At 39.4% G+C, this 26,573-nt stretch carries 21 protein-coding genes and 1 pseudogene; 13 read left to right on the top strand and 9 right to left on the bottom strand.

Annotated elements, in window-relative coordinates:
* Positions 1 to 17: 17 nt before the first annotated feature.
* The gene (gene alaS / locus HMPREF9074_RS04630; protein ID WP_009388981.1) at positions 18 to 2,654 is read right to left on the bottom strand and encodes an alanine--tRNA ligase; all 2,637 of its coding nucleotides are present in this window, start codon (positions 2,652 to 2,654) and stop codon (positions 18 to 20) included.
* Positions 2,655 to 2,903: 249 nt separating this feature from the next.
* On the opposite strand from alaS, the gene HMPREF9074_RS04625 reads away from it, so the two are divergent.
* Together HMPREF9074_RS04625 and HMPREF9074_RS04620 are read left to right on the top strand one after the other, a co-directional pair.
* Positions 2,904 to 4,262, top strand: a complete 1,359-nt coding sequence (locus tag HMPREF9074_RS04625) for an ankyrin repeat domain-containing protein (RefSeq protein ID WP_009388983.1) — start codon at positions 2,904 to 2,906, stop codon at positions 4,260 to 4,262.
* An 8-nt stretch (positions 4,263 to 4,270) separates the two neighbouring features.
* The gene (locus HMPREF9074_RS04620; protein ID WP_009388984.1) at positions 4,271 to 4,759 is read left to right on the top strand and encodes a DUF2271 domain-containing protein; all 489 of its coding nucleotides are present in this window, start codon (positions 4,271 to 4,273) and stop codon (positions 4,757 to 4,759) included.
* Here HMPREF9074_RS04620 and HMPREF9074_RS04615 read toward each other — a convergent pair.
* From HMPREF9074_RS04615 to ccsA, 4 genes and pseudogenes are all read right to left on the bottom strand, one after another.
* Positions 4,756 to 6,177 (bottom strand): CCA tRNA nucleotidyltransferase, encoded by a 1,422-nt coding sequence (locus HMPREF9074_RS04615; protein ID WP_009388985.1) that lies wholly within the window; start codon positions 6,175 to 6,177, stop codon positions 4,756 to 4,758. The genes HMPREF9074_RS04620 and HMPREF9074_RS04615 overlap by 4 nt on opposite strands.
* Positions 6,177 to 6,968, bottom strand: coding sequence for a 3-deoxy-8-phosphooctulonate synthase (gene kdsA, locus HMPREF9074_RS04610; RefSeq protein ID WP_009388988.1), 792 nt, complete (start codon positions 6,966 to 6,968; stop codon positions 6,177 to 6,179). The genes HMPREF9074_RS04615 and kdsA overlap by 1 nt, the downstream gene beginning before the upstream one ends.
* 114 nt (positions 6,969 to 7,082) lie before the next feature.
* Positions 7,083 to 7,661 (bottom strand): annotated as a pseudogene (locus HMPREF9074_RS04605) (MarC family protein); the annotation flags it as partial.
* Between the two features lie 43 nt (positions 7,662 to 7,704).
* Positions 7,705 to 10,419, bottom strand: a complete 2,715-nt coding sequence (gene ccsA / locus HMPREF9074_RS04600) for a cytochrome c biogenesis protein CcsA (RefSeq protein ID WP_009388991.1) — start codon at positions 10,417 to 10,419, stop codon at positions 7,705 to 7,707.
* 153 nt (positions 10,420 to 10,572) lie between these two features.
* Between ccsA and HMPREF9074_RS04595 the strand changes: the two genes are divergently transcribed.
* The gene (locus HMPREF9074_RS04595) at positions 10,573 to 10,869 is read left to right on the top strand and encodes a thioredoxin family protein (protein ID WP_009388993.1); all 297 of its coding nucleotides are present in this window, start codon (positions 10,573 to 10,575) and stop codon (positions 10,867 to 10,869) included.
* Positions 10,870 to 10,873: 4 nt separating this feature from the next.
* Here the strand turns inward: HMPREF9074_RS04595 and HMPREF9074_RS04590 are convergent, their stop codons facing one another.
* The 4 genes from HMPREF9074_RS04590 to ubiE are packed head-to-tail and all read right to left on the bottom strand — an operon-like array spanning position 10,874 to position 14,017.
* The gene (locus HMPREF9074_RS04590; protein ID WP_009388995.1) at positions 10,874 to 11,923 is read right to left on the bottom strand and encodes a DUF3810 domain-containing protein; all 1,050 of its coding nucleotides are present in this window, start codon (positions 11,921 to 11,923) and stop codon (positions 10,874 to 10,876) included.
* A 15-nt stretch (positions 11,924 to 11,938) separates the two neighbouring features.
* Positions 11,939 to 12,547, bottom strand: a complete 609-nt coding sequence (locus tag HMPREF9074_RS04585; protein ID WP_009388997.1) for a DUF2911 domain-containing protein — start codon at positions 12,545 to 12,547, stop codon at positions 11,939 to 11,941.
* 1 nt (position 12,548) lies between these two features.
* On the bottom strand, positions 12,549 to 13,268 hold the full coding sequence (locus HMPREF9074_RS04580; protein ID WP_009388999.1) for a type IX secretion/gliding motility protein PorT/SprT: 720 nt from the start codon (positions 13,266 to 13,268) through the stop codon (positions 12,549 to 12,551).
* A gap of 14 nt (positions 13,269 to 13,282) precedes the next feature.
* A complete protein-coding gene (gene ubiE, locus HMPREF9074_RS04575) occupies positions 13,283 to 14,017 on the bottom strand; it encodes a bifunctional demethylmenaquinone methyltransferase/2-methoxy-6-polyprenyl-1,4-benzoquinol methylase UbiE (protein ID WP_009389001.1) in 735 nt (244 codons plus the stop codon).
* A 371-nt stretch (positions 14,018 to 14,388) separates the two neighbouring features.
* Here ubiE and HMPREF9074_RS12790 point away from each other — a divergent pair, with 371 nt between their 5' ends.
* From HMPREF9074_RS12790 to HMPREF9074_RS04525, 10 genes are all read left to right on the top strand, one after another.
* Positions 14,389 to 14,925 carry an RteC domain-containing protein gene (locus tag HMPREF9074_RS12790; RefSeq protein WP_009389002.1) on the top strand — a complete coding sequence of 179 codons (537 nt, stop codon included), beginning with the start codon at positions 14,389 to 14,391 and terminating at the stop codon, positions 14,923 to 14,925.
* Complete coding sequence (locus tag HMPREF9074_RS12785; RefSeq protein WP_009389003.1) at positions 14,885 to 15,214, top strand: RteC domain-containing protein; 330 nt, start codon at positions 14,885 to 14,887, stop codon at positions 15,212 to 15,214. The genes HMPREF9074_RS12790 and HMPREF9074_RS12785 overlap by 41 nt, the downstream gene beginning before the upstream one ends.
* A 324-nt stretch (positions 15,215 to 15,538) precedes the next feature.
* Positions 15,539 to 15,949, top strand: a complete 411-nt coding sequence (locus tag HMPREF9074_RS04560; protein WP_009389004.1) for a helix-turn-helix domain-containing protein — start codon at positions 15,539 to 15,541, stop codon at positions 15,947 to 15,949.
* The gene (locus tag HMPREF9074_RS04555; protein ID WP_009389006.1) at positions 15,921 to 17,999 is read left to right on the top strand and encodes a bifunctional DNA primase/helicase; all 2,079 of its coding nucleotides are present in this window, start codon (positions 15,921 to 15,923) and stop codon (positions 17,997 to 17,999) included. The genes HMPREF9074_RS04560 and HMPREF9074_RS04555 overlap by 29 nt, the downstream gene beginning before the upstream one ends.
* 69 nt (positions 18,000 to 18,068) lie before the next feature.
* Positions 18,069 to 18,410: a helix-turn-helix domain-containing protein gene (locus HMPREF9074_RS04550; protein WP_009389008.1), complete on the top strand. Its 342-nt coding sequence runs from the start codon at positions 18,069 to 18,071 to the stop codon at positions 18,408 to 18,410.
* Positions 18,411 to 18,463: 53 nt separating this feature from the next.
* Positions 18,464 to 20,023, top strand: coding sequence for a DUF3945 domain-containing protein (locus tag HMPREF9074_RS04545; RefSeq protein WP_034539814.1), 1,560 nt, complete (start codon positions 18,464 to 18,466; stop codon positions 20,021 to 20,023).
* Between the two features lie 32 nt (positions 20,024 to 20,055).
* Positions 20,056 to 22,173, top strand: coding sequence for a type IA DNA topoisomerase (locus HMPREF9074_RS04540; protein ID WP_009389013.1), 2,118 nt, complete (start codon positions 20,056 to 20,058; stop codon positions 22,171 to 22,173).
* A gap of 174 nt (positions 22,174 to 22,347) precedes the next feature.
* Positions 22,348 to 23,211 (top strand): type IV toxin-antitoxin system AbiEi family antitoxin domain-containing protein, encoded by an 864-nt coding sequence (locus HMPREF9074_RS04535; protein WP_009389015.1) that lies wholly within the window; start codon positions 22,348 to 22,350, stop codon positions 23,209 to 23,211.
* A 40-nt stretch (positions 23,212 to 23,251) separates the two neighbouring features.
* Positions 23,252 to 23,725, top strand: coding sequence for a DUF1896 family protein (locus tag HMPREF9074_RS04530; protein WP_009389017.1), 474 nt, complete (start codon positions 23,252 to 23,254; stop codon positions 23,723 to 23,725).
* Positions 23,712 to 26,573: N-6 DNA methylase (locus HMPREF9074_RS04525; RefSeq protein WP_034539812.1), on the top strand; the 2,862-nt coding region annotated here is incomplete at its 3' end. The genes HMPREF9074_RS04530 and HMPREF9074_RS04525, both read left to right, overlap by 14 nt.

Here is a 26,573-nt window from a genome sequence, read left to right as displayed (position 1 = left end):
TGAATTTGTTCTAACGACTACCCCCTAACGAGCGTCTGTGCTTTTTCGAGGGCTTCGGCTATGCCTTCGGGGTTTTTACCGCCTGCTGTAGCAAAGAAAGGCTGTCCGCCGCCGCCGCCGTGTATGTATTTGCCTAATTCTCTTACTATTTTGCCGGCATCTAACCCTTTGGTTTGGGCAAGCTCTTTGCCGATATAGCACAATAATAAGGCTTTGCCTTCGTATGCTGAACCGAATAAGATAAACGGATTTTCTACCTCATTGCCTAACTGAAAAGCGAGGTCTTTGAGGGTAGCAGTATCTAAATCGAGTTGTTTGATAAGGCATTGCACCCCATTGATAGTAGCAAATTCGTTTTTCAAAGATACTTTTAGATTCTTAGCTTGCTCTTTCTTCAGTAGCTCTAACTCTTTTTGCAGTTGGGCATTCTCTTCTTGTAGGTGTACAATAGCTTTGATAGGGTCTTGTGCGTTTTTGAGGGTAGATTTGATATTATCGACTAACTTTTCTTGCTCTGCAAAGTACTTCATAGCCCCTCCAGAAGTGATAGCTTCTATCCTACGGATACCAGCTGCAACGGCTCCTTCTGAAAGGATTTTGAAGAACCATATATCACCAGTATTTTTTACGTGAGTACCTCCACAAAGCTCTCTACTGTCGCCGAATTGTATCATTCGCACGTGGTCGCCATATTTTTCGCCAAATAGCGCCATAGCCCCCGCTTCTATCGCTTGTTGTATAGGTATATTGCGGTGTTCTTGTAATGGTATCTTTTCCCAAATACGTCTGTTTACTATGCGTTCTACTTCTCTTAATTCTTCATCAGTCATTTTAGCAAAGTGAGAGAAGTCGAAACGAAGGGTTTCTGGCGATACGCGAGACCCTTTTTGCTCTACGTGCGTACCCAATACCTCGCGCAAGGCTTGGTGCAATAGGTGGGTAGCACTGTGGTTAGCCTCCGCCAACTGACGCGACAACGGATGTACTTCCGCTTTAAATGGGTCGGTTAGGTTTTCGGGCAAGTGCTCTGCTATGTGTATGATAAGGTTGTTCTCCTTTTTAGTGTCTAATATGTATACCAACTCGCCATTAGCCGACTGTAGCGTACCTTTGTCGCCTACTTGTCCGCCCCCTTCAGCATAGAAAGGCGTAGTGTTGAACACCAATTGGTAGTGAGTGCCGTCTTTTTGGCTCTCCACTTTGCGGTATTTCACAAGGCGTACTACAGCCTCTAAGGTATCGTAGCCGATAAACTCTTCTTCTTCGTCATCGCGAAGGACAACCCAGTCGCCTGCTTTTACTTGGGCAGCTGCACGTGAACGCTCTTTTTGCTTTTGTAGGTTCTCTTCAAAGCCTGCCTCGTCTAAAGTCAATCCTTTTTCAGAGAGGATAAGAGCGGTTAAATCTTTAGGGAAACCGTAAGTGTCGTATAACTCGAAAGCTTTGCTACCTGACAACTGCTTATTAGTAGTGTTTTGTATCATCACATCGAGCATTAGCAATCCTTGTTCGAGCGTGCGCAAGAAAGAGTTTTCCTCTTCTTTTATCACATTCATAATGATAAATGCCTGCTTTTCTAATTCGGGGAAAGTGCTGCCCATCTGTTTGGTGAGCGTTTCTACCAGCTTATAGATAAAAGGTTCTTTTTGGTTTAAGAAAGTGAAACCATAGCGGATAGCACGACGCAAAATACGGCGTATTACATAACCAGCTCCGTTATTAGAAGGCAGCTGTCCGTCGGCTATGGCAAAAGCCACCGCCCTAATATGGTCTGAAATCACGCGAATGGCAATATTTATCTGCTCTTGTTCGGCACTTACATTGCTGCCGCTATAGTATTTGCTTTTGGTTATCTCTTCTACTTTTTGAATTAGCGGAGTAAATACATCGGTGTCGTAGTTAGATTGCTTTTTCTGCAATACCATACAGAGGCGCTCGAAGCCCATACCTGTATCCACGTTTTTAGAAGGGAGTTTTTCGAGGCTGCCATCGGCTTTGCGGTTGAACTCCATAAATACGTTGTTCCAAATCTCAATCACTTGAGGGTGGTCATTATTGACCAAGTCGCGCCCTGCTATTTTGGCCTTTTCTTCGTCAGAACGAATATCTACGTGTATCTCGGTACAAGGGCCACAAGGACCTTGATCGCCCATTTCCCAGAAGTTATCTTTCTTATTTCCGAGTAAAATGTGGTCTTCAGCGATACGTTCTTTCCATATGTCGTAGGCTTCTTGGTCGAAAGGCACGCCCTCTTCCTCACTACCTTCAAATACCGTTACGTATAGGTGTTCTTTTGGTATTTTATATACTTCAGTGAGCAGTTCCCACGCCCAGCTAATGGCTTCTTTTTTGAAGTAGTCGCCAAAAGACCAGTTGCCGAGCATCTCGAACATCGTATGGTGATAGGTATCGCGCCCTACCTCTTCGAGGTCGTTGTGCTTACCTGATACACGTAAACACTTTTGAGTATCTACCACACGTGTTTGTTTGGGTTTAGCATTGCCGAGGAAAAACTCTTTAAACTGGTTCATACCTGCGTTAGTGAACATCAGGGTAGGGTCGTTTTTAATAACCATAGGAGCAGAAGGAACGATGGTATGTCCTTTGCTCTCAAAGAATTTTAGGAATTGCTGTCTTATTTCTTGTGAAGTCATATATTTTCGATTAACGGTAAAATAATATTGAGGCTGCAAAAGTAGTAATTTTATACGTAACAAGCAAAAAGTTATAGTTTTTTATTAAATGGTAGAGTTCAGTTTTTCTTCGCTTATCCTTCGCTCATTGTTCGCTCATCGTTCGGTGTAGGTATATCTGAAGTAAAGGGAAAATAAATTGTCGAAGGATATTTATTATTTGTTATTAATTTGTATCTTTGCCGCGATTAATTCTAAATAACGATTTTTATGAGAGAACTTTTTATAGGATGCCTTGTGCTTATGGGGCTTACTATGAGGGCACAGACGAATGTCTTGCTGACCGAGGCGTATTGGAAGCAGAAGCCTTCGGTAGCACAAGTGCAACAAGCTATAGCTGAAGGCAATAGTCCGACAGCTTTTAACGCTCGTGCTTTTGATGCTACTTCTATGGCCATACTTAATGCTGCTCCTTATGAAACTATTACTTATCTTATTGATTTAGAAGGGAATGGTATAAATAAAATCACTCACGATAAGCGTACTTACCTGCACTGGGCTGCTTTTCAGAATAATCAGCCTGTGATGAAATACCTTATCAGTAAGGGTGCTGATATAAATCGTCGTGACTCTCGTCAGTATACTCCTATACTTTTTGCTGCCGTAGGGGGACAGACAGATAAGGAGCTTTATGAATTACTGCTGAAAAGTGGAGCGAACCTAAAAGAAACCAATTCTGATGGTGCCAACCTCTTGTTGATGCTCATTCCTCACCTAAAAGACCTCAAACAGGCTGATTATTTCATTAAAAAAGGACTGAAACTCACTTCTACAGACACAAATGGGAATAATGCTATCTATTATGCTGCTACAATGGGCAATAAAAGTATAATAGAAGCTCTGATAAAGAAGAAAATAAACCTTAAAAATGTAAATAAGAAGGGTGAAAATGCGTTTTTTGGAGCTGCCAGAGGTTTTAGACGTACTGCTAATAAACGTGATTTCTTTGAATATTTAGAACAATTGGGGGTAAAACCTAATCAGGTGAATAGTGATGGTATAACACCACTTTATATAGTGGCAGGTAAAAATCGCGATACAGAGGTACTCTCTTATCTTTTGGAGAAAGGTAATGACCCAGCTCAAGCTAATAATGAGGGTAGAACGCCTCTTATGAATGCAGCTGCCCTCAATACCCCTGAAATCGCAGCCCTCTTGCTTAATGCTGCGAATAATATTAACGCTCGAAGCAAAGAAGGGTATACGGCTCTGCAATTGGCTTTTGAAAATAATAGTTTGCCTATGGTAGACTTACTGATAAGCAAAGGGGCTGATATACAGATGGTTGATAACGAGGGTAATACGCTTTATCACACAGCTGTAAAAAGAGGTAAATTAGAATTTTTAGAAAAATTGAGTGCTTATCCACTCGATATAAATAAGAAGAATAATGAGGGGCTTTCTCCGTTGCAAAAAGCTGTTATGATAGCTAAGAATGTGGAAGTGATAAACTTTTTACTTAGTAAAGGGGCAGACAAAAACGTTCTTACTGATTTAGGTGAGACAGTATATGAATTAGCTAAAGAAAACGAAGCCCTTAAAGGAATAAATGTTGAAATTTTAAAATAGTAATTTAGATGAAAAAGAAATACTTAATAACTGCTTTAGTAGCTGTAGTGGCTTTGCTTACAGCGTCATTTGTACAACAGACAACGTCTAAAAAATACAAATGCTTAATACAACTTACTAATTATAAAGGAGATGGGGCTTATATTGTAGCCTCGCTGATAAACCCTCAAGGGAAATACGAACAGACCTTACAGGTGCTTGGTGATGACCCTGAGTGGTATAGTGAACTAACTGAGTGGTGGAAGTTTTATGGCAAGCGGCAAACTATTGATGGTATCACAGGAGCTACAATTAGTGGGGGAGAGCGTGCAGTAAGAGTGATTACCATAGAAGATAGTAAGCTGAATAAAGGTTATAAAATACGCTTTGAAACAGCAGTAGAAGATAATAAATATTATACTCAGGATGCTGAAGTAGAGCTTAAAACAGAAAATCTTAACACAAAGATAAATGGTAAAGGCTATATAAGATATGTAAGAATAATGGCGAATGATTAATCATTCGCCATTATTAATTTCATATTTTTAGCTTTTTCCATCATAAAAGCCTTAGCAGCTTGGTATTCATTAGGTATTTTTCCTTCTAATATGGCTTCTTTGATAGCTTCTTTTAGAACGCCTACTGGTTGTGAAGGGGGTAATCCAAAAGTTTGCATTATTTCTTCTCCAGAGATAGGAGGTTGGAAGTTGCGAATATGATCTTTTTCTTCTACTTCTACTACTTTTTGACGCACTATCTGAAAATTATCGTGATATTTTTTAAACTTTTTAGGGTTTTTAGTAGTGATGTCGGCTTCGCAGAGTGTCATTAGGTCTTCAAATTCTTCTCCTGCATCAAATACTAAACGCCTTACAGCTGAGTCAGTAACGATGTCTTCAGCAATAACAATAGGGCGTGAACTCATCTTTACTATTTTCTGCACGTACTTCATTTTGTCATTCAGTGGCATACGTAGTCTTTTGAAAAGGTGGTATACCATCTTACTGCCTACGAATTCGTGTCCGTGAAATGTCCAGCCAATTTTCTTGTCAAAGCGTTTGGTAGGAGCTTTGCCTATGTCGTGTAGTAGTGCAGCCCAGCGCAACCATAAGTTATCGGTATGTTCTGCTATATTGTCTACCACTTCCAAAGTATGCCAAAAGTTATCCTTATGCCTTTGTCCGTCTTGCTCTTGTACTCCTTGTAGGGCAATAAGTTCAGGCAGTATATAGTGCAATAATTCGGTTTCGTATAAGAGTTTTAGTCCGATAGAGGGTTTAGCAGCTAATAATATCTTATGCAGTTCATCTACTATGCGCTCGTTAGAGATGATTTGTAGTCGCTCTTTGTTTTTGCTAATAGCATTAAGTGAAGTATCTTCTATCTGAAAGTTTAGTTGTGTAGCAAATCTGATAGCACGCATCATACGAAGAGGGTCGTCTGAGTAGGTAATATCAGGGTCTAAAGGAGTACGAATGAGCTTTCTTTCTAAGTCGCCTAAACCATCAAACGGATCTATCAACTCGCCAAAAGTATCTTTGTTGAGCGAGAAAGCCATAGCGTTAATGGTAAAGTCACGCCTATTTTGGTCGTCTTGTAGTGTGCCACTCTCTACATAAGGTTTGCGCGAATTAGACTCATAGCTTTCGCGTCTTGCCCCTACAAACTCAATGTCTAAACCATCTGCTTTTATCATAGCGGTACCAAAGTTCTTAAACACCGATACTTTGGGGCTATTAGGCAATTGCTCAGCTACTTTTTCAGCTAATGAAATACCACTGCCGATGGAGACGATGTCAATATCTTTAGGCAATTTTTTTTGCAGTAAAAAATCGCGAACAAAGCCACCAATTACATAGCTTTCCAATGCCATTTGGCTGGAAATAGTACTTATTAGAGAGAAAATAGGGTTAGAGAGCGCGTTAGAATAATTCATTAGAATTCGTTGATAGTTTTGCGAATGGCAACCAATCGCGTTAAAAGTCCTTCAAGTAGGTCAAGGTGTAGCATATTAGCCCCATCGCTTAGAGCATTAGCAGGGTCGAAATGGGTTTCTATAAATAGTCCATCAGCATTGTTTACAATAGCAGCTCGAGCTATAGTTTCAATCATATCAGGTCTGCCTCCTGTTACTCCTGTCTGCTGGTTAGGCTGTTGTAAAGAGTGAGTTACATCCATTATTACAGGGGCAAACTGCCGCATCGTAGGGATACCCCTAAAATCAACAATTAGGTCTTGGTAACCAAACATTGTACCTCTATCGGTGATGAGGGCTTTTTTGTTGCCACTATCGAAAACCTTTTGTACCGCAAACTGCATACTTTCAGGACTCATAAACTGTCCTTTTTTTAGGTTTACTACCTTGCCTGTTTCAGCAGCCGCTACTACTAAGTCAGTTTGGCGTACTAAGAAAGCCGGTATCTGCAGTACATCTACATATTCGGCAGCAAGGGCAGCATCACTTACTTGGTGAATGTCGGTAACAGTAGGCACACCGAAAGTTTGTCCTACTTTTTGCAATATTTTTAGTGCTTTCTCATCACCTATGCCGGTAAATGAATCAATCCTACTTCTGTTAGCTTTTTTAAAACTTCCTTTGAAAGTGTAAGGAATATTCAGTTTATGAGTGATAGTAACAATGCGTTCAGCTATTTTCATAGCCATTTCCTCTCCTTCTATGGCACAAGGACCTGCTAAGAGGAAAAAATTATCTTCTTTATTTAACATTTTGTTTTAGATATTAGGGTTATAAAAGTACTCATTATGAGTTTGTTTGTTGTCATTAGGGTCAGCGTTGGGTGTTGTTGTTTTTTGCTCGTTATGTATGGGTGTTTCAGTAGTAAATAACATTGTTTTGATATTGGTAGTAAACAGATTGACAGCTATGGCTAATAGTATCACTCCAAAGAAGTTGTGAACAACAGTAGTACCCTGTTTGCCCAAATACTTCTCTATTCGTTCTGATGATCTAAGAACTAAATACACGATGATAATGTTGATAATAATAGCCATAATGATATTTTCAACTTCGTATTTAGCTCTGAGTGACAATACTGTAGTAAGAGAGCCAGCCCCCGCTACTATAGGGAAAGCAAGAGGAATAATAGAGGCAGATTCAGGGGTAGTACCTTTGTATAAAGTAATACCTAAAATCATTTCTAAAGCTAAGAAAAACAGAATGAAAGACCCCGCAACAGCAAAGGCTTCAACCGTTACACCAAATAGATTCAGCAATTGCTTGCCTATAAATAAGAAAAGTACTAATAAGACGCCTGCCACAATAGCGGTTTTTTCGGATTGTATGCGTCCTGCTTTCTTACGTAGATTGATGATAATAGGTACACTCCCGATAATATCAATTACCGCAAATAGTACCATAGTAGCAGAGACTATCTCCACTATGTCAAAATGTAGATTCATAAAAAATTAAAATTTGCCGCAAAGGTAAAAAACAATTGGCAATTTAGCAAATTAGCTTTGCTCTCCAAGCCGAAATACCTCCTAACAGACATACCCCTCCTATAGCATAATATACAAAGTCAGGGGTAATGATTTGTTCGCCCGAAGCATAACTATGCATGCCGCTGAGGTAAAAATTCACCCCAAAATAGGTCATCAGTATACTGAAGTAAGCTATTACACTGGCAAAGTTAAATACCCAACGGTGTTGCATTTTTGGTATTAACCGTAGGTGAATCACTAAACCATATATCATTATGCTGATAAGTGCCCATGTTTCTTTAGGATCCCACCCCCAGTAGCGTCCCCAGCTCTCATTTGCCCACATTGCACCTAAAAAATTGCCAATGGTTAGCATTACCAATCCTACGGTTAGTGATAGTTCATTTACTATGGTTAGTTCTTCTTGTATAGCTTTGAGTTTGGCGGCATTCTTTCGAGTAGTTATTATCATCAGTCCTAAATTGATGATACCCAATATCATACCCAGTGTAAAAGGACCATAGCTGCCCACTATTATTGCTACGTGTAGCATCAGCCAATAACTATTTAGTACAGGCTGTAGGGTACCGATGGCAGGATCCATCCAATTCCAATGGGCAATCATCAGAATCATAGAAGTTACAAAAGCAGTAGCGGCTACTGTTAAGGGCGATCGTCTTGTGAATACTAAACCAGCCCCCATAGCTGACCACCCTACATATATCATACTCTCATAAGCATCGCTGAAAGGGGCGTGCCCCGATATGTACCAGCGGGCTATCAGTCCCAGTGTGTGTGCGATGAAGAAAATCCACAAGATGAAAATACCTATTTTAGTAAATAGATTGAAAATGCGATGCTGAATGAAAATCTGTAGTAATAACACTATAAAGAGCAGTGTACCTACATATAAATAGCCTTGAAAAAGCTGCTCAAAGATGTTTATCTTATTATACCATAGTTCTACTGCCACTTTTGTAGGCGAAGGCAATACCTTTGCTGAATAAAGTTCTTGCTGCAAATGTATGTTGTCTAATACTTTTTCAGCACGGCTATAGTCACCAGTGTTTATACCTTCGCGTACTAAGATAAGATAAGCAGGCAGTGCATTTTTTACAAATTGTTTGTACTGTGTGTCACTTATCAAAAGAGTGTCGCGTACATAGTCTAACTCCGAAATCCAACGGTGGTTATCAGAGTGGGGTAGGGGGAATATTTTAAAAATATCACCATATAATGCTCTGTTTAGTAAGCTAATACGTTGATCTACTTCTTTGAAATCTTTCTGAAATTGGTTAGGGTTATTGGTGCTATATATGTCGTTTAGTAAGGGGGCGAGTTTATATTGCCCTTTAGCATCAAATAGGTTATTTGGTTGAATCCATTTGCGCCCTTCTGCTACATTCAGAAAGCGATGCAGACTATCATTGGCTTTTTTTACATATATAATCTCTTCTTGCATCCACGCCTGTGGGCTTAGCAACATAGAAAGCAGTGCTTGGTCGGCATTCATCCCTTTGTAAGTGTCGTGTTTGCTCAATTTTCTGAGCAGTTCAGACGAAAAAGTGTTGATAGGCTTAAACCTCCCATCATCTTGAATAAGCAAAGTTCCAAATTTGGCTGCGTGTGCCTTGTCGGGTACCGGTAACTCATTTTGTGCAGAGGCTACTGCAGCATATAACAATAGGAGCAATACTGCGAGACTACGTTTTTGCTGAAGAGTGCGCAACTGTTGATTGAGTCTTTTAAACCTTGATTTTCCTACCCACATAAAAGCTAATAGTCCTCCAAAAAGTAGTATATAGCCCGTATAAGTAACAAGTGTACCCCAGAAATCGTGATTTACTGATAAGATAGTACCTTTTTCATCTGGGTGAAATGACGATTGAAATAGGCGATAACCCTTGTAGTTGAGTATGTGGTTCATATAAATATCTTCAGCAAAGGTCTCATCTTTGCTGCTTACAGTTACTTTGCTTTTGAAAGACGAATAACTATTTTCAGTACCTGGGTATTTCTCAGCTATAAAGTCGTTTAGCTTAATACTAAAAGGCATCGCCACATAGATACTCCCATAGCTTAGATGAAAGTCCAATTGGTTGAGCTTTACTGTTACAGGCGGATGTACCATTCCTTTGCGCCCCATAACAGTTACTTGTTGCCGCTCATTTCCTGATGATATTTCCAGGGTTAGGGCATTCATTCCTTGGGTTGGTGCTGAAAAACTAATGTATTTTATCTCAAAAGGTTTCCCTTTGAAGTCAGAAGCCCAGCGGTAATGATTTTGCGTGTGTATTGAGAAGAGCACTTCCTTTTGTTGCTTTTTTCGCAGCGGTTGTCCTTCAAATATACCATCTACCATTGCTGTGATATAAGTGCGGTCTGACAAATAAGAGTCAGTAGTTTCACCTTCGCGTAATGATAGAGTACCTTCATCGCTAATATAACGGGTAATTCCAGCCCCTATGATGATAAAAATCCATGCTAAATGGAGTACAAGCACTGCCCAATTTTGTTTTTTTAACAACTGAAAACGCTTGATATTTCCTATAAAATTGATGACAAAAAGCAGTGTAATAACTTCAAACCACCAAGTGTTATACACCCAAATACGTGCTGCTTCCATATCGTAGCTATTTTCTATGAAAGTGCCTGCAGCCATAGCGATAGCATAACCTATAAAAAGCACTGCCATCAGCTTAGTAGAATAAATAAAAGAAAATATTTTTCGTATCATAGCAAGGGCAAAGGTACAAAACTATTAATAATTAGCAATTAAAAAATAACTAATAAATAGCTAAATAATCGGCAAAATGCTAATTTTCAGCAAAAAAGTTTGTATTTCAAAAAATAGTTGTACATTTGTGCGATTATTATTACTAAAAAGAAAATGGAAAAATTTGGAGATATCATCAATGTGAATACCCCTGTACTTATTTGTTTTTACTCTGAAGGGATAGAAAACTCATTGCGTATGGACAGCGAATTGCGCGAAGTATCAGCTGCACTCAAAGATCGCGTAAAGGTAGTAAAAGTAGAGATAAATAGGAATAAGGAACTTAGTAAAGCATTAAAAATAAGCACTTTGCCTACAGTTATTATCTTCAATAACTTTAGTCTTATTTGGCGTGGAGAGGGCTTTAGAGATAGTAAAGAACTACTAATGGAGCTTAACAAATTCTTGTAGTTTGTTATTTATCATTAATGATAAGCCCCACTACTAAATCGTAGCTATCAATGCCGGCACTTTGTTTGTTGGCTTTCAGAAAAATATCATAGCTGGACTTGAATACAGGTTCAGCTTTATTTTTGTATTGTTGCCAGAAAAGGCGTACTTCTTTGTAATTTTCCAAAATGCCTTTGCGTACTTGCGCGTAATAATTGTCGTATTTTTCAGGAGAAACTTTTGCAACTTCTGATAGTAGATAACGCAAAGCAAAAAGAGCGGCACTATATCTGAAATAAGGATTTTCTATCTTCTTAGCTGCCAAATATCCTAAATAATTAGCTTCTTCTTCAGCAGCATAACCCATTTGGTGGGCTACCTCGTGGCAAGCTGTCACAGGGATAGCATAACCTACCATTTTGCGGTTTACTTGTGCCTCGTTAGTAAAAGGATTTAGGTAGCCACTGTAGCCCATATAAGTAAGTAACTTGCTGTATAATGATGGTTTCACACTCTTGATAGCGTGAAAATCGGTAATACCATTTTTTTCTAGAGGATAAGCTTCGTGAGCGATACGGTAAATTTCATCGTGGGTGAAAGGTAACGTTACCTTAGTACTATCATTGAGGGCTAATTGTTGGTGCAATGCATTGGCACGAACTATAGCTTCCTCAGTAGCCTTATACAGCTGAGCTTCAGTGTAAGTAGTACTGATGCCAAGTCGTTCTGATAAGGGCATTCTAAAGTAGTTGAATCCCCATAAGATAAAGAAAGACAATGCAATACGAATGACCTTGCTCGCTACTTTATCAAGAGCCCAAAGCGGTTTTTTCCATAGTTTGCTAAAATGCTTTATACTACCAATAATGATACTCACAAAGAAAAGTGTATAAAGCACATCACCCATAGAAAAGGGCACCCATCCAAAGGCTAAATGTAGCAGTTTTGCGATAAAAGGATAGATCCCTTCACTATAAAACCACTCAGTAAAGGTAGGAAAGTATCTGAAAATGAACCAAAATGCTATAAGAATAGCAAAAATACTGTATTTGCGAACTATTTTCTTTCTTTCCATAACCTAAAAACTTTATTATTTAGTGTCTTTACCCTCTAAATCACGCTCGTATTGCTTTACTTCTTTCAGTTGTTCTACTATTTTTTCAATAGTTTCTTTCTTGTCTATCTCAATGGGTATTTCTACTTTAGTGTATTCCCAACGGATAACCAAGTTGAGCTTCTCATTAGAGAGGGTCTCAAACGAAAACTCAAGTGATTCTTGCAAATCTTTAGTTTGTGTAACCGGAACAGTAAATTCTATAGCATTTTCATTAGGGTCATAGCTATAAGCGCCCCACGCATTAGCATCGTAGTTGAGCATAATTGTCCATTGGTGAGCTTCAGGTATTGCAAAGATAGCATAATCACCTTTTTTTACAGGCTTTCCTCCAAATTTTACTGGCTGTAAGAAAGAAATACTAGTAGCCTGATTAGCACCCAATCGCCATACTTTGCCAAAGGGTACTAACTCCCCAAATATTTTACGACCTCGCACACTTGGGCGACCATAGTCTACTGTAATCTGGCTTACCGAAAACTGCTGTGTAATCACTTGGCGCGGACTCGCCATAGGGTAACTAAAATTTTGTCCGTATGAGGCTAAGCTTAAGCAAAAACCTACTGCTATAAGTATCTTTTTCATATTATTCAAAGTTAAGACAGAATAAGAACCCCCTCGTTTTTAAGCCATTGAGGTTGCCCGTCCAACGGCTGTTAGGGTCGTAGTCAGGTACTAACTCATTATTGATAGAAAACAAAGCTCTTACCGAAGGTGATACCCTAAAATAATGAGTATAGAAATCGAACCCAAAGCCGAATTCATAGAAAAATACGTTTTTAGTAGAGCGGAAAGTTCTATCGCTGTTGTCTATCGTTAGATTAGCATTACTGCTGAGGTTGAAAACCATAGAGGCTCCTGCAGTTACATAAGGCTTTACATTATACCAACGATCGGCACTAAACTTCAGTAACAGAGGTATGTAGATATAAGTAGAAGGCACTTCGCGTACAGCATCTCTATTTTCAGTAAAGTTGGGGAAAGTAAGCACGCGCTTGTTGTATACCAACCCCGGTTCAATACGTAGGTCAATATACTTGATGAGCCTTGCTTGTCCTGTAAGCCCTACATTAAAACCTATTTTTCGCTCGTTTTGTATCTCTTGTAGCTGTGGGTTGTTATAGTTTAGCTCTTTGTAATCGATTTTAAAATCAAAAGTATTGGCACCAAAATAATAGCCCCACTGAAAGCGTTTTTCGTCAAAATGCTCTAAGTTAATCATAGGTTGTTTAAACTGTGCATAGAGGTGAAATCCGCCTATAAACACAAACAACAGCAATAGAGTTCTTTTCAGTTTATTATTCATTATTATTTTATTTTCTATTTATTTGCAATATAAATGGTAGCGACGCCACCCAAAGTTTTAGGGTAATACTTAGTTTGCTGATAGCCTACTTTGTTTAATATCTCTTGAAACTTCTTCCCATACGGAAAGTGTATTGCCGAGTTAGATAGGTATCGGTAGGCAGAGCGGTCTTTAGAAAACAACTTACCTACCAAAGGCATCACATAGTTAGTATACAGATGATACCCTTGCCTAAAGGGGAACTTCTCAGGCACTGAGGTTTCTAAGACTACCAACCGACCATTAGGTTTTAACACACGTCTAATTTCAGAAAGTCCTTTTTCTAAATCTTCAAAGTTACGCACCCCAAATCCTACTGTTACGGCATCAAAGGTCTCATCAGCAAAGGGCAGTTGCTCACTATCGCCTTGTACTAAGGTAATGCGGTCAGCAAGATTGCGCTTTGCTACCTTTTCGCGCCCTACTGATAGCATTCCCTCTGAGATGTCTAACCCAGTGATTTTCAACCCTTTTATTTCAGTGAGAGCAATGGCCAAATCACCTGTACCTGTAGCGACATCTAATACAGCTGTAGGGTGTATTTCAGCTACTTTCTGTACCACAAACTTACGCCATTTTATATCCGAACCCCAAGAAATAACACGGTTTAGTCCGTCATACGTACCCGATATGGTGTTAAACATTTGGGTAACCTGTTGTTTTTTGCCTTGTGCCGAATTTTCATAAGGAGTAACTGTGTTTGCTGACATACGATGCGTAATTTTTTGCAAAAATTGAAACTAAATTTATAATCTCTTCAAGATAAAGAAAATACAGGAATTACAATAAGAGTAGGTAACGATTTAGTAATGGTTCTTATTTCATTTGATTATACCTATTTTCTCAGTAACTTCTGGGTGCAAAGATACAACATCTTGACAAAATAACCAAAAAAAATTACCTTTGCACACGCAAACGTGCGCTGCTGCACGGGCTTCTATGGAAGCCCGTGCAGCAGCGCACGTTTGCGTGGAGCTAATTGTAAATCTTTTATTTAGCTATTTAAAAAAATGAAAAAAAAATAAAGTTTGCGTATGTCATTGTTTTTTCGTAATATAGCACAAATTTAAATACATTTATCATGTTTAACGTGTTTTTACACCAATTGGCTGTAAGAGAACGCCAAATCACGCTGGATGGATCCGCCGTGGTTAAAGAATCTTTAGAAATGGTACAATTCCTAAAAGACCTCTTAAAGAAGGTCAAGGAAGAGGTACTGCAACGAGGTTTTGCTGACCAAGCAGAAGAGATATACTTCTTCCGCGAGGTACAACCTCAAATGGTTAGCAGACTCATTTTCTACAATGAGGTTTACCAGATAGAAAGTAAAGCAACTTTACTCTCTACTGAGGCTGCTAAAAAGTTTCTAAAAGACAAAGAAGCCCAATGGTTTAAAGAGTCAGAGACTTTAGAAGCAACCGATTTCTTTAGTTACATTGCTTTAGGAAGAACTAATCGCGATGTAGAGTATTTTACTCGCAATTATGATTACCTTCCTCAAAGCAATGAGGGGTATTTGTTTTCTTTTGATGGAGCCTTTTCTACCTGTCGTAGCTTTGAAGTTGCTAAGATAGGGGCTGTCAAGGAACTCTCCGATTATCTTTTTTTTTCGTACTGAAGTTAAAGAAGAAAAACTATTTTTAGAAGCACTAAATCTTCAGTGGACAGGCAAAAAAAGCCAACTAGTAGAACTCATCTATGGATTACATTCTGTTGGATGTATCTCTTATGGAAAACTCCCTATTAGTCAGATTACCAAAGTCTTTGAGAAGCTCTTTAAGGTAGAATTAGCAGAGCAGTACCATGTTTTCCATCGTATGAAAGGACGTTCAAAAAGTCTCACCCCTTTCCTTGATGAAGTAAAAGCCTCTTTACTGGTTTATATAAACAACTCCGATCAAAAGTAGTTTTGCTAACTTCAAATAAAAACGTTTGAACATTGTTTAATCAGTTTTTTAGGGAAATAGACAGTTTCCCTTTTTTAGGGAGAAGGATTTTTAATCAAATATTATATTCATTATTTTCAATTTAACTCTTCTATAGAAACTCCCTACACACACTTTTACCTCCATTTCTCAAAAAAGCCCATTATACCCCATTGGCATTTTTTAGACATTTCTTCCTATAAAAGTAGTTTATACTCCAAAAATACGTTACAATTATTTTGTAATACACTCATAACTAATAAAATAAATAAAAATCACTTCAACTGCGTTAAAATGCACATTTCAATGGGTAGTGCTTGGCAGTTTATGTTTGGTATTTGTCAGAACTTTGCCGCCGAGAATTTAACCCTATACGCAATGAATTTAATCACCATTGAAGAATCTGCTTGGAAAGCCCTTATGGAGCAACTCCAAAGCATTGAAAACCAACTCAAGCAAGAGCCTATTGAGTGGGATAGTTTGTGGCTCAACCAAAAAGAAATCTGTCTATATCTCCATCTAAGTGAGAAAACCCTATGGCGAATGCGCAAACGCAATGAAATCACTTACTCCAAAATCTATGGACAATATTTCTATACTTTGGGAAGCATTCGCAAACTCCTTATCAGTCAATCGGTAGAAAACACTGAAAGCTACCTGCAATCCCTCACTCAAAAAGCCAAAGGTTATGTTGAAAAAGCAAGATATTTTAAGTAGAACCGAAGGAGGACTACAGGTCTTCCAGCACTATCTACAAGGCAACTGGCGAGTAGGTAAAAACTTTAAAAACCCTTTCTATGACGATAAAAATGCTTCCTGCAATATCTATAAGGACAAACAAGGCATTTATAAAATGAAAGATTTTGGCAACGATACTTTTAGGGGTGACTGTTTTTTCTTAGTAGGTTACCTCTATCAATTGGATTGCCGAAATGCCTCTGACTTTATTGAAATCCTAAAAATTATCAATCGAGATTTACATCTGGGTTTAGAGGAATCCACCTCTATAATTACACAAAAACCTCCAATACCTCCCACTATCACCATAGAAAGTACTATCCCAGAAACCAAAAAATCTATCTCTTATCAATTTACCCAAAAACCTTTTACCCAAGAAGAGTTAGCCTATTGGCAGAAATACGGCATCACCCAAGAAATCCTAAACAAATACAACGTGATCTCTCTGCAAAGCTATTCAAGCACCAATAAAGACGGCAAACCTTACACTATTGCCTCCACCTATAATGAGTGGATGTTTGCTTACCTTTTTAAAAAGCATTTAAAGGTCTATCGTCCCTTTTCTAAACTGCGTTTTCTCTATGGAGGTAATCCCGAAAACTATTGCTTTGGTGAGTCTCAGCTACCTCTACAAGGCGACATTCTTTTTATCACCGCAGGCGAAAAAGATGTAATGAGCTTAGCCAGTAGAGGCTTTTCGGCTATCTGTTTTAATAGTGAAACAGTTCTCATTCCTTTACAAAAACTCCAAAAGCTAAAAATGAGATTCCGACATTTAGTCCTTTTGTTCGATAGCGACGAAACAGGAAAAAGAGCCTCCTTAGAGCAACAAGCCCAATTAGCACCTTTAGAAGTATTTCGTTTGGTCTTACCTCTTTCAGGCACTAAAAGGGATAAAGATATATCTGATTATTTTGCGCAAGGCAAAACGGGTAGAGACCTATTACAACTCTTTTATCAGACCCTTAGCAAACACTATGAAGAAAGCCTATCCCTACTTAAAAACTGCGAAATTCAATGGGATAAACCTCCCCAAAAACAAGAGACTATCATCTCGATTGGCAAAACTCCTGTGGGGGTGCAGAGTAGTTTATTGGGTATTACAGGAGGCGAAGGTACAGGCAAAAGTCATTATGTAAGTGCCCTCATTGCAGGTTGTCTTAACAGTAAGAACCTACCTATTGACACATTGGGCACAACGCTACTGCCTTGCCCCAAAGATAAAGTGGTGCTATTTTTCGATACAGAACAGTCTCAAGACCAACTCTATCAAAACATCAGCAAACTGCTTAAAAGAGCTAAACTAACCTCTCTTCCTGATTTGCTACACGCCTTTTGCCTCACCCAACTCCCTCGCAGAGAGCGATTAAAGGTCATTCGTGAGGGCTTAGAGAGTTTTTACTACCAATGTGCAGGAGTGCATTTGGTGGTCATCGATGGCATAGCCGACCTTATTGGAGCTGTGAATAATGAGCAAGAAAGTGTGGAACTCATAGAAGAGCTTTACCTTTTGGCAGGTAATTACAAAACCTGTATTGTATGTGTGTTACACCTCACCCCCAGCGGACTTAAACTCCGAGGTCATTTAGGCTCTGAACTACAACGCAAAGCAACAGCAGTGCTTTCTATCGAAGGGGAGAAGAACAGTCCTATCTCAGCGGTCAAACCGATGAAAATACGCAATGGCAGTCTTAGCGATACCCCACAAATACTTTTTAGATGGAACAATGAGCTGGGAATGCACAGTTATGTAGGTAATCAGAAAAACGAAGACCAAAAACCCAATAAAGCCAGTACCTTAGCCTCGTTAGTTTCTCCTCTTTTTAAAGAGCGAACTTTGTGGACAGTCCAAGAGCTGAACATAGAAATTCAAAAACGAACTGATGTAAAGGAACGCACCGCAAAAGGTTATATCCGCACCTTAAAAGAAATGGGCATTTTAGTTCCTCAAGAGGGAAATGACCAACTCTTAGGAATGGGCAGTGTGCTAAAAGAACTTTTGGAGGATAACAAGAACTCACAAGGATAAGAAGAACTTTTAGATGTTCTAAGATTAAGACCTAACAATCGAAATATTAAACAAATATAAATATAAAAAATGGAAATCGACAGAATAGAATTTATAGCGTGGATGGAACGCATTATGGATCGTTTTGATTTGCTTAAAGAGCAAATAGACAAAGCCGAAAAACGCAAAAACAGCTTGGATGGTGAGGAACTCTTGGATAATCAAGACTTGATGCTCACCTTTAAAATCTCTGCACGTTCCCTGCAAAGGTATCGCTCCAATGGCAAACTGCCTTATTATACCATATCAGGCAAAATATACTACAAGCTCTCGGATGTACATCAATTTATCCGAGAACATTTCAGTGTGCCAGTAACAGCTTTAAAAGCCAAAAACGGAAATACTATGCCTAAAAAGGACAGCCTCTCTTAGACGTCTTACAAAGGGAGTAATTTTACCCCCAAATTAAAAAAGATGTTTAAATAATGGCAGAAAATCAACACGCCGATACGGCAAATTACGACAATCAAATCCCAGTGGATGAACAACTATCTGATATCCTACTGGTATTTGACAAAGAAGAAAAACAGCTTAAGGCTGTAAAAGGAATTGATGAGAAAGGAGAGTTAAAAACGGCTCCTGCTGACAGCAAATCCTTGGATGACTTTATGAAAGTAGACAAGCAAGGTAATATGCTATCTAATTTCTTTAGCAACTTTATGCGTCAAGTCCAGAACCCTTCTCGTTTTTCTTTCTTTAAAATACCGATAGAAAAATCGGTAAATACGATAGAAAAACTCCAAAACCATTTGGCAAAGCTCACTGAAAAGGGTAAGGAATACCTCAAGAAGTACGAAGTATCTCCTGAGCAGTATATCAAACAAGAGCAAAAAGCAGCTACTCTAAAACAAGAAGGAGAGACTGCCGTTGCTCAGACCCCTCCTGAAGCTCCTGCTCAAGCACAAGTACAAGAAGCTCCTGCTCAAGTGCAAGCACAAGAAGCTCCTGCTCAAGTGCAAGCACAAGAAGCTCCTGCTCAGGCACAAGCACAAGAAGCTCCTGCTCAGGCACAAGCACAAAGTACTCCTGCCCAAGAGGAACTCAAGTACAACCCTGATGCTATTGATTGGGAAACGTTACAAAATTTAGGGGTGAGTCGAGAGTCTTTAGAGAAGAGGAACCTATTAGAGCCCCTCTTAAAAGGTTATAAAACCAATGAGCTGGTGCCTATTAGTTTCAATTTAGGTTCTACAGTAACCCGTTTTGATGCTCGTCTGTCCCTAAGGGAAGTTGATGGAAAAGTAGCAGTAGCCATTCACGGGATGCGTAAGGAACCACAATTGGATTATCCTTTCTTTGGTCACGAGTTTTCAGAAGAGGATAAAAAGAACCTGCTTACCACAGGAAATATGGGACGTACAGTTGAGCTTACCAATAGTAAAACTCAAGAGAAAATCCCTTCTATTATCAGTATTGATAGGCTCACCAATGAAATCATTGCCTTGCGCAGTGAACATATCAAAGTCCCCGATGAAATCAAAGGAGTCAAACTCTCCCAGGAGCAAAAACAAACGCTCAAAGAAGGCAAGCCTCTGTTTGTCGAGGGAATGACCTCTAAAAAAGGAGAGCCTTTTAACGCAACCGTGCAGTTCAATGCCGACAAGCGTTATGTGGAATTTCTCTTTGAAGACAAAGCTCCTAAACTTGCTAATCAAGAGAAACTCACTGAGGCTCCTACAGTCATACGAGGAGTAACTCTTACCGAAGAGCAACACAAGGAACTGAGCAAGGGTAATCCTGTTTATTTAGAAGGCTTACAGAGCAAAGCAGGTAAAACTTATAGCGGTTATTTTACTTTTGACAAGGACAAAGGCAAGGTAGAGATGAGCTTTAACAATCCTCAAAAGGACATTACTGATAAAGTTTCTTCTAACAAACAAAAAGCTGAAACTTCTAAAGCTAAAGAAGAAAAACGCCCTCAAAAGCAATCAGAAAAAACAGCTCAAAAAGAAACTAGTAAGAAGTCCAAGGGACGCAAAGTATAACTCTAATTTTTAACCTCAATACACGTAGAAAAATGAAAGTTATATTAGCAGAAAAGCCCAGTGTGGCAAGAGAGATTGCCGCTATAGTGGGGGCAAGTGAAAAACAAGATGGATATTTGTTAGGTAATGATTATGCTGTTACTTGGGCTCTAGGGCATTTGGTGCAATTAGCCCTCCCAGAGGCTTATGGTTGTGTAGGATTTCACAGAGAACACCTACCCATTTTACCTCATCCCTTTGTGCTGGTACCCAAGCAAATCGCTGAAGATAAAAAAGGCTACAGGTCAGACCCTATGGCTTTGAAACAGCTTAAAATCATTGATAGCCTTTTTAAGAAGTGTAGTTCCATTATTGTCGCCACCGATGCAGGTCGTGAAGGAGAACTGATCTTCCGCTATATCTATGAATATTTGCAATGTCAAAAACCTTTTCAAAGGCTTTGGATTAGCTCCTTAACCGAAAAAGGTATCAAAACAGGACTTGCCAATCTGCAAGAAGGAAGTGCTTTTGATTTGTTGTATGCCTCTGCTCAAAAGCGTAGTGAGGCTGATTGGCTGGTGGGTATCAATGCTACCCAAGCCCTGAGTATAGCCGTAGGTGAAGGGATTTATTCCTTAGGTAGGGTGCAAACACCTACCTTAGCAATGGTTTGTAAAAGATTTTTAGAGCACACACATTTTCAAAAGAAACCTTTTTACCAATTGCGACTCAAGCACCAAAAAAGCTATACTGATTTTTTCAGTATCTCAGCTAAAATTGAGGATAAAAAGGAAGCTGAAGCCTTACAAAAACAATTAGAAAAGTCTCCAATGGCCGAGGTGATTTCCACTGAGAAAGAAGTGGTAAAAGAACAACCTCCTTTGCTCTATGATCTAACAGGTCTTCAGAAAGAAGCTAATAAAAAATGGAACTTTTCAGCCGATGAGACCCTGCAAATCGCTCAAAGTCTCTACGAACAAAAATACATTACTTACCCACGTACTGGTAGTAAGTACATCTCAGAGGATGTATGGGAAGAAATCCCACAGCTGATACGTTTGTTACAAGAAAGTGAGGCATACGCTAACGAAGCTAGACTTGTAAAAATTGGGGCGCTGAATAAGAAGATGGTTAATGATTTGAAAGTAACAGACCATCACGGACTTCTTATTACCGAGCGCTTTCCTACCAACCTTACAGCAAAAGAAAACACTATTTACAAAATGATTGCCACCCGACTTTTGGAAGCGGTATCTGAACCCTGTGTAAAAGAAGTGCAAAAGACTCTACTGGAGGCTCTGCACACTGACTTCTTGGTAAAAGGTGTTCAAGTGTTACAAGCGGGTTGGCGCGCTATCGGTGGTTTTTACTCTGATGAAACTGCCAAAGACAGTGAAAAAGACAATGAAGGTGATAGCAATCAAGTGCTGCCTGAACTTGTACAAGGAGAAAGTATAAAGATTAAAGCCGTTGAAATCCTTTCTAAAACTACCCAACCTCCCGCTTTATATACCGAATCAGGACTGTTGGGGGCTATGGAAACAGCAGGAAAGACCTTAGAAGATAAGGCGCAACGTGAACTATTGCAAGGAGCAGGTATAGGTACTCCAGCCACACGTGCCGCTATTATCGAGACGCTTTTAAAGCGTAATTATATTGAGCGCAAACAAAAGTCTCTTATTCCTACCGATAAAGGAATGCAGGTATATCAGTGGGTAAAATCACTTACTATAGCCGATGTTGCCCTTACAGGCGAATGGGAAAGTCAATTGCAAAAGATAGAACAAGGAGAGCTCTTTCCCGATAGTTTTTCTTCGGATATGGAAGCCTATACCCGTAGTCTTACTGATACGTTTTTGGCTATGGATATACCCCAGAGAGAAAAACTCAAAATCACCTGTCCTAAATGCAGAAATGCTTCCTTATTACTGTTTGAAAAGGTAGCCAAATGTCCTGATGAGGACTGTGGTTATGTGCTTTTTAGGAATGTATGTGGCAAACCTCTTACTGATGAGCTGCTCAAAACGCTCTTTGAAAAAGGAAAAACACCTCTGATAAAAGGAATGAAAAGCAAATCAGGCAGCACTTTCGATGCCTATATACGTTTGAAAGAAAATGGTGAAACTGCCTTTGAGTTTCCTGAGAAAACTTCCAAAAAGCGAAAATACTAACAAAGGTTAGGTAAACTTTCAGTAAAGAAAGTCTGTGAGCTAACACAACTGATTATGTACCATAGCCTAAGTGAAGTTTAGTCCTCCTGTTGATAACTTTTGTTTCAATATATTTGCTCTTTAGAAATAATATAGTACTTTTGCAAATGTTTTGCAACGATATATATTTTCAATATGAAGGGACTAACCATACGAAAGTGGATACAATCATTGGAGGAAAAGGGTATTTATAGCTTTTCTATGCAGGAGCTAAAAGAGGTGTTTCCTCTCCTTAAAGAAAAAACTATTCTCAATACTTTAGGGACACTTAAAAAGCAAGGAAAGCTCCTACCACTTTGGAATGGTATCTATAGCATCGTCCGTTTTGTGGACATTGGTAATGCTACTGATAACAAAGCTATCAGAGAAGAGGGAAAGCCTTATTTCTACATTGAAACACTGATGCAACACCTAAAAAGGGAATACTATGTAGCCCTGCTCAGTGCAGTAGAAGTATATCTATCTCCCAAAGAGGCTTTACAGGCAAATGAAATTACAGTGATAACGTCCTTACCTCCGCTGAGAGATTCCTTTAGGGGACAAAGTAAGATTCGTTACCTTGTCAAAAAGGATATCAAAGACTTAAGAGAGATAGGAGTAAAAAGAAAAACCTTACCTTTTTCTATAGAGGAAAGAACTTTACGGGTAGCCTCTTTGGAGCTCACTGCGGTTGATTTGCTCCTCTATGAAAAAGAGATAGGAGGCATTCAAAAAGCAGTAGAGGTAATTCAAAGGATTAAAAAACATCTGAGTTGGCAAGAACTTCATACAGAGGTAATCCTCTCTACACCTATCTCTATTTTCCAGCGCTTGGGCTATGTTCTTTCTTTTATCAAGGAGGAAGAACTAGCCGAGGGGCTCAAAGAGAGAGTTCTTAACACAGGGAAAAAATTTAGAAGAACCCTTTTAAAAACAGATGTCCCTGAAAAGGGAGGAGAACCTTTTTGCCCTATTTGGAAAATCGTGGTAAATATATCTTTGCAGAACGACACTTTGTAAAAATTAAAATTTGTTGAACCCATTAAAAGTAATTTTAACAATGAAAGAAACACAAACCAAACCCCAGATCTCTGACACTACCTTAGGGTCATTGTCTTATTACGAGTTAAGACTCAAAGAGCTGTTACAAACGAGCTTTCCTAATCTTTTAGCTGATACTGTTTTTATCAAGGACAGAAGTGAGTATGCTGCGCAGGCTTACCAAGAGGCTTTTGAGGCAGGTATCAGTATTCCTGAATGTGATAAAATAGCCTCAGGAGTACTCTTCGATGGGCTCTTCTTCTCTCCCTTTGATATGGTCTTTGAGGTCGTTTCTCAGGAGTTCGACACTCAATTAGCTGATGAGGATTTGCGCCCCTTTGCTCTAAAAATCTTCCCAGAACTGGTTCCTTACTTTAAAAAGTACGAGAATGAAATCGATGAGGATTTTCAGCACTCCGCTGCCTATCAATCCCTCTACACAGAACTTACGGGTGCCATCGAACTATGGATAGAAGAAAATGGCATATCTTAAACGACTGAGCTTTAATCGCAATGCTCGTGCACTGGCATTGGCTTTCGATTTAGAGAAGCAAAAGCGCACGCTTCTAAGCCAAGAAGAGCGAGAACTCTTGCAACACTATTCAGGCTTCGGGGGATTGAAGTTTATCCTCAATCCCCACCAGTCTGAAGCTGATTTAAAGTACTGGGCAAAGGCTGACCAAGTCTTTTGGCAAGATGTAAGGAGTCTGTATGCCCTTATTAGAGAACATTCCGCTGATGAAAGGCAATACCAAAACTATGTACAAAGCCTTAGAAATTCTGTGCTAACGGCTTTTTATACCCCAATGCGTCTTACCTCGGCTATCGCTTCAGCAATAAAGGAAACAGGCGTACCTCTGCAAACAATGTTAGAACCCTCAGCAGGAGGAGGCAATTTTATCCGTGCTTTTAAAGAAGAGCACCCCTCTCTTGCGGTTACTGCTTTTGAAAAGGACTTACTCACAGGCAAGGTGCTCTCTTATCTTTACCCAGAGGAGCAAGTACATATCGATGGCTTCGAACAAATCAGCCCACTGAAAAGAAACCAGTTTGATTTGGTAACCAGCAACATCCCTTTTTCCGATACCGCTGTCTTTGATTTGAGTTACTCTCGTAGTAGTGACCCTGCTAAGGTACAAGCCTCCCGTAGGGTGCATAACTACTTTTTCTTAAAGGGTTTGGATATGGTAAAGGAAGGTGGAATCCTTGCCTATATCACCTCTCAAGGGGTAGCCGATAGCCCTCAAAATGAGATTATTCGCCAAGCGATGCTCTCCAATGCGCGCCTTGTCTCTGCTGTGCGCCTGCCTAACAATCTTTTTATTGATTATGCAGGTACATTAGCAGGCAGCGATCTTATCATCCTTCAAAAAGACAGCCAAAGAGGTACTTTAAGCCCTATAGAAGAGCAATTCTGCAATACAATAAAGCTGCCACAAGGGATGATGCAGAACGAGTATCTTTTACAAAGAGAAAACGTTATATGCACCGAAGCTCTTGCGGGTACCAACCTATACGGACAGCCCGCAATGGTCTATATTCATAATGCAGGAGTAGAAGGCATTGCTAAGGAGGTAAAAGAGAGAATTTTAAACGATTTTAAAGCACATTACCTATCCCCTGAAACAGCACAACAAAGCCAAACAACACAAATTAAGCTACAAGAGGTTAATTCACAAAAAATTGAGGTAAAGGAAATTGAGATAAAAAAGGTTGAACGGCAAGAATTTATTGAAATTGAAAGCAAAATCAACGAGCCTTCCTTTGCTATTTCCAATACTAATCTCATCTCTAAAGAGTCAAAAGAACTTAAGAATCAAAAAGTTGAACCCAAAGTCGTTCAGCTAAGTCTCTTTGATTTTCTCTCTGAGCAGGAAGCCACCGCTACTTTAGCAAGTCCTCCCAACATTTCAGCAAAAACAGTCCCTACTATACCCACAGGAGCTAAAAAGAAAACAAAGAAGAAAACAACTACCTCTCAATTAGGGAATGCTCAAAAGTTGGACTTGTTTTCTTTTACTTATCCTGTCAATCAAGGGAATGAAACAGAGGTGCTTTCAAAAGCTTCTCCTGCATTGTATTACACACCTCCTGCGGTATCATTATTAAAAGAACCTGTACCTTTTGAGGGAGAATATTTGCCTCATTTCAGAGAAGATACTTTGGTAGTACAAGCCGATACGGTGGGCTTTTTGCAAGATCTCAATAAGAACAAAACAGCTGCTACCTTTGTGCCTCTTGCGCTTTCTTCTTTGGAAAGGCAAAAAGCCATTGCCTATATCGCTCTGCGTGATGCTTATTCTGACTTGTACCATAAAGAGGCTACCACCTATACCCCTTATCCTACGGAAAGAGAAAATCTTAACGCCCTTTACGATACTTTTGTCAAGAACTATGGTCGGCTAAATAGTGCTGATAATATCAAGCTAATAAAAACCGATGCCTCAGGCGCTGAAATTCCTTACTTAGAGCGTATCAAAAACGGTGTTTATCAAAAGGCAGATATCTTTCACAAGCCTGTGGTATTCTCTCTGAGGAAGAATGAAAACATTTCTACTGAAGAGGCACTACTCACTTCCCTAAGTGAATTGGGTCGGGTGGATATTCCCTACATAGCTGAGCTTTCTAACACCAATGAGGAAGAAGTCAAAGCACAGTTACAGGGCAAACTCTTTTACAATCCTATAGAAGACGAATACCAAATTGCCCAAAAGTGGCAAGCGGGGGATGTCTTTACTAAAATCAAAGCCGTAGAAGCATATCAAAATACTCACCCTGAACATCCTAAGCAATCAGAAATTGAGCACGCTTTAGAGGGACTCAGGCAGGTAATTCCTACCCCTATTCCTTTTGAAGAGTTGGATTTTAACTTGGGAGAGCGTTGGATCTCCCCACAAATCTATAGTGATTTTGCCTCTTCGCTTTTCGATACCAAGGTAGGTGTGCAATACAGCGCTCAAACCGATGAGTTTTCAGTGGAATGCCGACAAAAAAACTTACATATCTGGGAGAAATACGCTGTAAAAAGTGAGAGCAGAACCTACGATGGTATTGCCCTCTTCAAAAACGCCTTGGTAAATACCACCCCTGATATTACCAAGAAAATAAAGATAGACGACAAGGAAGTCAAGGTGCGCGATATGGAGGCAATCCAACTGGCAAACAGCAAGATTGATGAAATACGCAATGCTTTCCCTCTGTGGCTCTTAGAGCAGAGTCAGGAGTTTAAAGACCGCTTAGCTCAGCAGTACAATCAGTCTTTTAACTGTTTTGTACGTCCGCAATATGATGGTTCTTTTCAGTCCTTCCCTGGACTTGATAGAGAGAGTTTAGGCATAGAG

It is taken from the genome of Capnocytophaga sp. oral taxon 329 str. F0087 (assembly GCF_000213295.2).
Lineage (GTDB): Bacteria > Bacteroidota > Bacteroidia > Flavobacteriales > Flavobacteriaceae > Capnocytophaga > Capnocytophaga leadbetteri_A.
This window is presented reverse-complemented; position numbering and strand designations above follow the sequence as displayed.

Bases quoted from the DNA above. Each gene is read 5' to 3' on its own strand.
- alaS (WP_009388981.1), bottom strand. From the start codon at position 2,654: ATGACTTCACAAGAAATAAGACAGCAATTCCTAAAATTCTTTGAGAGC.
- HMPREF9074_RS04625 (WP_009388983.1), top strand. From the start codon at position 2,904: ATGAGAGAACTTTTTATAGGATGCCTTGTGCTTATGGGGCTTACTATG.
- HMPREF9074_RS04620 (WP_009388984.1), top strand. From the start codon at position 4,271: ATGAAAAAGAAATACTTAATAACTGCTTTAGTAGCTGTAGTGGCTTTG.
- HMPREF9074_RS04615 (WP_009388985.1), bottom strand. From the start codon at position 6,177: ATGAATTATTCTAACGCGCTCTCTAACCCTATTTTCTCTCTAATAAGT.
- kdsA (WP_009388988.1), bottom strand. From the start codon at position 6,968: ATGTTAAATAAAGAAGATAATTTTTTCCTCTTAGCAGGTCCTTGTGCC.
- ccsA (WP_009388991.1), bottom strand. From the start codon at position 10,419: ATGATACGAAAAATATTTTCTTTTATTTATTCTACTAAGCTGATGGCA.
- HMPREF9074_RS04595 (WP_009388993.1), top strand. From the start codon at position 10,573: ATGGAAAAATTTGGAGATATCATCAATGTGAATACCCCTGTACTTATT.
- HMPREF9074_RS04590 (WP_009388995.1), bottom strand. From the start codon at position 11,923: ATGGAAAGAAAGAAAATAGTTCGCAAATACAGTATTTTTGCTATTCTT.
- HMPREF9074_RS04585 (WP_009388997.1), bottom strand. From the start codon at position 12,547: ATGAAAAAGATACTTATAGCAGTAGGTTTTTGCTTAAGCTTAGCCTCA.
- HMPREF9074_RS04580 (WP_009388999.1), bottom strand. From the start codon at position 13,268: ATGAATAATAAACTGAAAAGAACTCTATTGCTGTTGTTTGTGTTTATA.
- ubiE (WP_009389001.1), bottom strand. From the start codon at position 14,017: ATGTCAGCAAACACAGTTACTCCTTATGAAAATTCGGCACAAGGCAAA.
- HMPREF9074_RS12790 (WP_009389002.1), top strand. From the start codon at position 14,389: ATGTTTAACGTGTTTTTACACCAATTGGCTGTAAGAGAACGCCAAATC.
- HMPREF9074_RS04560 (WP_009389004.1), top strand. From the start codon at position 15,539: ATGGGTAGTGCTTGGCAGTTTATGTTTGGTATTTGTCAGAACTTTGCC.
- HMPREF9074_RS04555 (WP_009389006.1), top strand. From the start codon at position 15,921: ATGTTGAAAAAGCAAGATATTTTAAGTAGAACCGAAGGAGGACTACAG.
- HMPREF9074_RS04550 (WP_009389008.1), top strand. From the start codon at position 18,069: ATGGAAATCGACAGAATAGAATTTATAGCGTGGATGGAACGCATTATG.
- HMPREF9074_RS04545 (WP_034539814.1), top strand. From the start codon at position 18,464: ATGGCAGAAAATCAACACGCCGATACGGCAAATTACGACAATCAAATC.
- HMPREF9074_RS04540 (WP_009389013.1), top strand. From the start codon at position 20,056: ATGAAAGTTATATTAGCAGAAAAGCCCAGTGTGGCAAGAGAGATTGCC.
- HMPREF9074_RS04535 (WP_009389015.1), top strand. From the start codon at position 22,348: ATGAAGGGACTAACCATACGAAAGTGGATACAATCATTGGAGGAAAAG.
- HMPREF9074_RS04530 (WP_009389017.1), top strand. From the start codon at position 23,252: ATGAAAGAAACACAAACCAAACCCCAGATCTCTGACACTACCTTAGGG.